The organism is Arthrobacter sp. HMWF013 (genome assembly GCF_003061105.1).
In the GTDB taxonomy this organism is placed as follows: domain Bacteria; phylum Actinomycetota; class Actinomycetes; order Actinomycetales; family Micrococcaceae; genus Arthrobacter.
On the sequence record NZ_QAIQ01000691.1, the window covers coordinates 4,897 to 11,895 of the forward strand.

At 66.1% G+C, this 6,999-nt stretch carries 6 protein-coding genes; all 6 read left to right on the forward strand.

Annotated elements, in window-relative coordinates; genetic code table 11:
* Nucleotides 1-2,017: heavy metal translocating P-type ATPase (locus tag DBR22_RS22450; protein WP_258229404.1), on the forward strand; the 2,017-nt coding region annotated here is incomplete at its 5' end.
* Between the two features lie 182 nt (nucleotides 2,018-2,199).
* Entirely contained in the window at nucleotides 2,200-2,607 is a 408-nt protein-coding gene (locus DBR22_RS22455) for a hypothetical protein (RefSeq protein ID WP_258229405.1), read from the forward strand.
* 61 nt (nucleotides 2,608-2,668) lie between these two features.
* A complete protein-coding gene (locus DBR22_RS22460) occupies nucleotides 2,669-3,301 on the forward strand; it encodes a DUF305 domain-containing protein (RefSeq protein ID WP_108600800.1) in 633 nt (210 codons plus the stop codon).
* Between the two features lie 139 nt (nucleotides 3,302-3,440).
* Nucleotides 3,441-3,914, forward strand: a complete 474-nt coding sequence (locus tag DBR22_RS22465; protein WP_108600801.1) for a GNAT family N-acetyltransferase — start codon at nucleotides 3,441-3,443, stop codon at nucleotides 3,912-3,914.
* A gap of 179 nt (nucleotides 3,915-4,093) precedes the next feature.
* On the forward strand, nucleotides 4,094-4,735 hold the full coding sequence (locus DBR22_RS22470; RefSeq protein ID WP_108600802.1) for an arsenate reductase/protein-tyrosine-phosphatase family protein: 642 nt from the start codon (nucleotides 4,094-4,096) through the stop codon (nucleotides 4,733-4,735).
* Between the two features lie 359 nt (nucleotides 4,736-5,094).
* The gene (locus DBR22_RS22475; RefSeq protein ID WP_181365297.1) at nucleotides 5,095-6,699 is read left to right on the forward strand and encodes a glycoside hydrolase family 5 protein; all 1,605 of its coding nucleotides are present in this window, start codon (nucleotides 5,095-5,097) and stop codon (nucleotides 6,697-6,699) included.
* The last annotated feature ends 300 nt before the right edge of the window (nucleotides 6,700-6,999 follow it).

A 6,999-nucleotide genomic window follows, 5' to 3' on the forward strand; every position in this document is an offset into this window, starting at 1 on the left:
CGACGACGACCACGCCGTCCACACGCACGGGCAGCACGCCGGCCACAGCACGGCCATGTTCAAGAACCGGTTCTGGCTCACGCTCGCCCTGTCCGTTCCGGTGGTCTACTTCAGCCCCATGGTGGGCCACATCCTGGGCTACATGGCACCCATGTTCCCGGGCTCGGACTGGATCCCGCCCGTGCTCGGAACCGTCATCTTCCTCTACGGCGGCCAGCCGTTCCTCAAGGGCGGCGTCCGCGAGCTGAAGGACCGTCAGCCCGGCATGATGCTGCTGATCGCCATCGCCATCACGGTGGCGTTTGTGGCGTCCTGGATCACGAGCCTGGGCATCGGGGGCTTTGACCTGGACTTCTGGTGGGAACTCGCCCTGCTGGTGGCCATCATGCTGCTGGGGCACTGGATTGAAATGCGGGCCCTCGGCTCCGCGCAGGGCGCCCTGGATGCCCTTGCCGCGCTGCTGCCCGACGAAGCCGACCGCATCACTGCCGACGGCACCGAAACCGTCCCCGTGTCCGAACTCCGCGAAGGCGATACCGTCCTGGTGCGCTCCGGGGCCCGCATGCCGGCCGACGGAACCGTGGTGGACGGGCAGGCCGAATTCGACGAATCCATGATCACCGGCGAATCCAAAACCGTCCCCCGCGCCGTGGGCGACTCCGTGGTGGCCGGGACCGTCGCCACCGACAACAGCGTCCGCGTCCGGGTCACCGCCGTCGGCGAAGACACCGCCCTGGCCGGCATCCAGCGCCTGGTCGCCGAAGCGCAGGCCTCCTCCTCAAAGGCCCAGGCCCTTGCCGACCGCGCCGCCGCGTTCCTGTTCTATTTCGCGGCCGGCGCCGGCGTCATCACCTTCATTGTGTGGACCCTGCTGGGCAGCGTGCCGGACGCCGTGACCCGGACCGTCACCGTGCTGGTGATCGCCTGCCCGCACGCCCTGGGCCTGGCCATCCCGCTGGTCATCGCCATCTCCACCGAGCAGGCAGCCCGCGCCGGCGTCCTCATCAAGAACCGGATGGCGCTGGAACGCATGCGCACCGTCGACGTCGTGCTCTTCGACAAGACCGGTACCCTGACCACGGGCGCGCCCGATCTCAAGGACATCGCTGTGACACCGGGCGTGGACCCGGACACCCTGCTGGCCCTCGCCGCCGCCGTCGAATCGGACAGCGAACATCCCGTGGCCCGGGCCATCGTCCGCGCCGCCCAGCAGAAGAACCTGACCCTTCCGCCCGCCACCGGGTTCAGCTCGCTGACCGGGCGTGGCGTCCTCGCCAGCGTGGACGGACGCCCCGTCCACGTCGGCGGGCCCGCGCTGCTGCGCGAGCTCGGCGTCGTCGTGCCTTCCGCCCTGGCGGCCACGACGCGCGGGTGGATGGACCGCGGTGCCGCGGTGCTGCATGTCATTGACGACGGCGGCCGCGTCCTGGGTGCCGTGAGCCTCGAAGATGCTGTGCGGGCTGAGTCGCGGCAGGCCGTGGCGGCCCTGCAGAACCGCGGCGTGAAGGTGGCCATGATCACCGGCGACGCCCATCAGGTGGCCCAGGCCGTCGCGGAGGAACTGCACATCGACGAGGTGTTCGCCGAGGTACTGCCCGCGGACAAGGACAAGAAGGTCGCCGAGCTGCAGGCCCGCGGCCTGAAGGTGGCCATGGTGGGCGACGGCGTCAACGACTCCCCCGCGCTCGCGAGGGCAGAAGTGGGAATCGCCATCGGCGCCGGAACCGATGTGGCCATGGAATCGGCCGGCGTGGTCCTGGCCGGGAACGATCCGCGCGCGGTCCTGTCCATGGTGGACCTCTCCCGGGCCAGCTACCGGAAGATGTGGCAGAACCTCGTGTGGGCCACCGGCTACAACATTTTGGCCGTGCCGCTGGCCGCCGGCGTCCTGACCTTTGCGGGCGTTGTCCTCTCCCCCGCCGCCGGTGCCGTCCTGATGTCCGCCTCCACGATCGTGGTGGCCCTCAACGCCCAGCTGCTGCGGCGGCTCAAGCTGAATCCCTCTGAGGTCCGATGACCCCCCAACGCTCTCTCACTTCCCGCAGGTTTTTTCCGGACGCTCTCTCACTTCCTGCAGGTTTTTCCCTGACCCTCTCTCACTTGCTGCGGGTTTTTCCCGGACGCTCTCGCACTTCACGCTTCCTCCAGCGGTGCGCCCTGACAGCGGGACTCCTTGCGGTAATCGCCGGGATCTTCGGCATGCACGTGATGACGGCGAACCACAACACCCACGCCGACGGCGCCGCTCCGGCGGCGGTTGCGTCCGCCGTCGGGCATTCCCACGCTGAAGTGGGGCACTCGCACGCGGAAGTCGGACACTCCCCCACGGGACATGCCGACGGCGGTCATGCGGAGGATGCCGACGGCGGCCACGCGGAGGAGCATCCGCGGGCGGCCGGCTCCTGCGCGGGTTCATGCCACGACGCGCAGGAATTCGGGGCGTCCTGCACACCCTCAGCCAACACCGGATCGCCGACGTTGTTGGCGCCCCAAGACGCCGGCACCTTCCTGCGGGCCGGCGACGGCGCGCGCACTAACCGGCTCAGCACCTACGCCTATCTGCCCCCAGGACCAACGCCCTGCGAACTGTCCATCAGCCGTACGTAAACCGGACTGCGCTACGTACCCAAACCAAGCACATTCCCTTACGCCTTGAAGGACATTTCAAATGAACACGAAGTTGAGAAGCATTTCGATCGCCGCTGCCCTGGCGGCCTCCCTCGGCCTGGCCGGCTGCACATCCGGCTCCAGCCCCGCCAACGGAAACACCATGCCCGGCATGAACCACGGCAGCTCAAGCCCCATGGCCAGCATGATGCCGGACGCCAACGCCGACCATAACCAGGCGGACATCATGTTCGCCCGGATGATGATCCCGCACCACGCCCAAGCGGTGGAGATGAGCGACATCATGCTCGGCAAGCCGGACATCCCGGCCGAAGTCACCAGCCTGGCCACCCGGATCAAGGACGCCCAGGCACCCGAAATCGAGACGATGACGGGCTGGCTGAAGGAATGGAACCAGCCCACGGGAATGATGGACGGCGCCACCATGCCCGGCCACTCGATGGGTGGCATGGTGGACGCGGACGGCATCAACAAGCTCAAGACTGCCGAAGGCACGGAAGCGGTCCGGCTCTTCCTCACCCAGATGATCGGCCACCACGAAGGCGCCATCACCATGGCAGAGCAGGAGATCTCAGCTGGAAAGTACCCTGAAGCCATCGAACTCTGCCGGGCCATCGTGACCTCCCAGACAGCGGAGATCGTGGAGATGAAGGGGCTGCTCGCGGGCCTCTGACTCTCCCCTCCCCCGGGACCTCTGGCGCGGAACCCTCTGGCACCAGATGCGCCTTTTCACCCGACCCTCTGGCACTTGATGCGACCATTTACCGGACCCTCTGGCACTTGATGCCGGAGGGTCCGGTAAATTTCTGCGGGTGATAAGAATCGACCACGATGACCCCGCCCGCGAGGACGTCCACCAACTCCTGAGCGAGCATCTGGCTGACATGTTCGCCACCTCGCCGGCTGAAAGTGTGCACGCGCTGGACCATTCGGCACTGACCGGGCCGTCGATCCGCTTCTGGACAGCGCGGGAAGACGGCGAGCTCCTTGGATGCGGCGCGCTCAAACTCCTCAGCACCCCACTCGGATCAGCCAAGCTCGGCGAGATTAAATCCATGCGCACCACGGAAAGTGCGCGGGGACGCGGCGTCGCCACTCTGATGCTCACGCACATCCTGGCGGAGGCCCGGAGCGGTGGCTACGGGCACATCTACCTTGAAACGGGGACCGAGGAGTATTTCGCTCCGGCACGGCGGCTTTACGCCAGGAACGGCTTCACCGAGTGCCCGCCCTTCGCGGATTATGTGCTGGATCCGAACAGCGTGTTCATGGAACTCCGCCTGTAGGGGGGAGTGAGAGAGCGTCCCGGGAAAACCCACATCAAGTGAGAGAGCGTCCCGGGAAAACCCACATCAAATGAGAGAGCGTTTGGGGGGGTAGGGGGAATCGTGGGGTGCGGGCGTGTTAAGTTGAAAGATACGTCTGGCCGCACCGGTCCGGCGTCCCGGCTGGAAAGAGAAGCTCCGTGGCATCCCCCGCAACTGCACCCGCACCAGTGAGGATCCTGACCGTCTGCACCGGCAACATCTGCCGCTCCCCCGTGGCCGAACGCCTGCTTCAGGCGGGCCTGGACCAGGTGATGCCCGGCGGCTTCGTGGTAACCAGCGCCGGAACCCGGGCCATGGTGGGCGACCCCATGCAACCCCTCTCCGGCGACATCGTGCGCACCTACGGCGGGAATCCGGACGGCTTTGTCTCCCGGCAGCTCACCAGCAAGATCCTGCGCGGCGTGGACCTGGTGCTCACCATGACCTCCGGCCACCGCGGCGAAGTCCTCCAGCTGGACGCCTCCCTGCTCAAACGCACCTTCACCATCCGCGAGTTCGCCCGGATGCTCGACGTCCTGGACAACCGTGCGGACAGTGCCGCGCAACGCCCGGGAGCGGCCGACGACGGCGATCCCCTGAGTGCCAACACCGCCTTCTGGCGCGGGTTGCCTGCCCGTGCCGCAGCCGTCCGGCACCTGTCACTTCCGGCTGATTCCGCGGAGAACGACATCATCGACCCCTACCGGCGCAGCCCTGACATCTACCGCCAGATGGAAGACGAACTGGCGCCCGCGATCGTGTCCGTTCTGCGGCATGCCCGGGTGAACCTCCCTGCCTGATGTGGACACCGGCTGGCTGAGGTGAACGCCGGCGTTTAACTCCCGTAACAGTTTTCCGTTTACCCGAGACACGGTCTGCAGGGTGCGAATAAGCTGGGGCCCTGATGGCCCAACGATGGGAGCAATCGATGCCCGGGAGCAACGGTTCACCTCCGGAGAGCCCCGCGCAGGGCAACACTTGGCGGGAAGCCGGCCAGCGGCGGTTGCCATGGTGGCTGGCGGTTGTTTTGGTGGTGCTGGTCCCGCTTCTGATCATTGCCGGGTGCACGCTGTCCGGGAACGGCAATGACGGACCCGCAGATAGCGGACCCGCGAATAGCCGGCCCGCAGCGGGGACGCCAACAGAAACGCGTGCTCCCATGGGCTTTGTCAGTGCCGCCGGACGGGGCCTGGTCCTCGACGGGAAGCCCACCCGGCTGAAAGCAGTGAACTTCTCCAACCTGTACCACCGGAACCTCAAAGCCGCCGAACTCCCCCGCTCACAGCACCACTCGGAGACGGACTTCGTGCGGGCCAAGGAGCTGGGTTTCAACAGCATCCGGTTCGCCTTCAAAGGGGACTGGTACACGGAGTCACCGGACATTTTCCTCACATGGCTGGACCAGAACGTGGCGTGGGCGCGGCAGCATGAGATGCGCCTGATCCTGGATCTGCACACTCCGATCGGTGGCTTCTGGCTGGACCCCACCAGTGACCAGGTCAGTTTCGATATCTGGTCCAATCCCGACCTTCAGCAGCAGAACGCCGAGATGTGGCGCGTCATCGCCACCCGGTACAAGGACGAGCCGGCCATCGCGGCGTACGACCTGCTGAATGAACCGGTGACCATGGACGCCACAGGGCAGCAATGGCAGGAGCTGGCGCGGAAGCTGGTGGCCACGGTGCGTTCGGTGGACCAGAACCACCTTCTGGTCATCGGCGGGGTCTACGGGGTCAACGGCCACTACGGGGCGGCAGGGATCGATCAGCACTTCCTGGTTGATGACAAGAACGTGGTGTACGACTTCCATTTCTACGAGCCCATCAAGTACACCCACCAGTACGCTTCCTGGGTGGAAGGCCCCATCCAGGACGGTGGCCGCTACCCCGACCCGGACGTGATCCTCCAGACCGGCGCGAGGGTGCTGCTGACCGGAAGCCGCATCAGTACCCCGTCCCTGCCACTGGGCACCTCGGACTGGGCACCGTATGACAGCGGCCTTGTCACCATCAGCGACCCCACCGCGGTTGCAGCAACTCCGCTGGCTACCGCACAGGGAGGGATGCGCGGCACGGCCGGCTTTGATTCGATCACGGTGACCGAGTACAGCCCGGACGGAACCGAACTCCGCAAAATCGTCAATGACCAGCTGAGCAAGGACGGCACACTGGACTGGTACCAGTGGAGTTACGGCGGCGACCCGGCTGCACCTGTGGACTTCAAACGGGATACCGCCGGCTACCGGGATGACGGCAGCATTTCCATCGGCAACGCCCCGGACGCCGCCGCCATCCATGGATGGAGCAACCATTCACACCTGTTCAAGGTGACACCCGGCAACCAGTACCGCATCCAGGGCTTCATGCGTGGACAGGGCCTTGCCCCGTCAGCCGGCGCGGCCCCGCGGATCGGCCTTCAGCTGGACGTCTATGCCCAGTCGCCTGGAGCCGCGGGGAACGGATTCCTTCAGCGGGACAAGAGCTACCTGGCCCACGAAATGGCCAAGCACGTGAAATTCGGCGTCGACAACAACGTCCCGATGTCCGTCATGGAATTCGGAACAGTCCGGCAGGCCTTTGAGATCGAGGGCAAGGGCGGAGACCAATGGGTCACGGACCTGCTCAGCCTTCTGGAGGAGAACAACCTGAGCTTCGCGTACTGGGAATACCACGGCACGCAGATGGGGCTCTATCTCACCGGCACGGGCCCACCGGGCCTGCCCAACACCGCACTCCAGGCCGCACTCAGACGCGAACTGCCCTGAACGGGAACAGCGTGGACCGCCATGTCCGGCACCCCGCGGGACTTTTCCGCCGGACCCGTCCCGCCGCCGTCGTCATTTCACCGTCGTCATTTCTTGTGGAAATGTTGCGGAAACGACACAGTCCATGTTGTAGCCACAACCCGGCCCGCGGGCGGACACTAAGTCATGGTGAGCAGCCCAGGCAGTCATGATCCCATCGGTCCAGGCCGTTCCGGCCCCGAGCCCGCGGCACCGGGCGGGCCGAAAACCGGGCTGATACTCGGACTGAAACGCCGGCAGATCCTCGCACTGGTGCTGACG

What these genes read in the sequence shown, in the direction of transcription:
- DBR22_RS22455 (WP_258229405.1), top strand. Translation starts at nt 2,200, where the DNA reads ATGCACGTGATGACGGCGAACCACAACACCCACGCCGACGGCGCCGCT.
- DBR22_RS22460 (WP_108600800.1), top strand. Translation starts at nt 2,669, where the DNA reads ATGAACACGAAGTTGAGAAGCATTTCGATCGCCGCTGCCCTGGCGGCC.
- DBR22_RS22475 (WP_181365297.1), top strand. Translation starts at nt 5,095, where the DNA reads ATGGGCTTTGTCAGTGCCGCCGGACGGGGCCTGGTCCTCGACGGGAAG.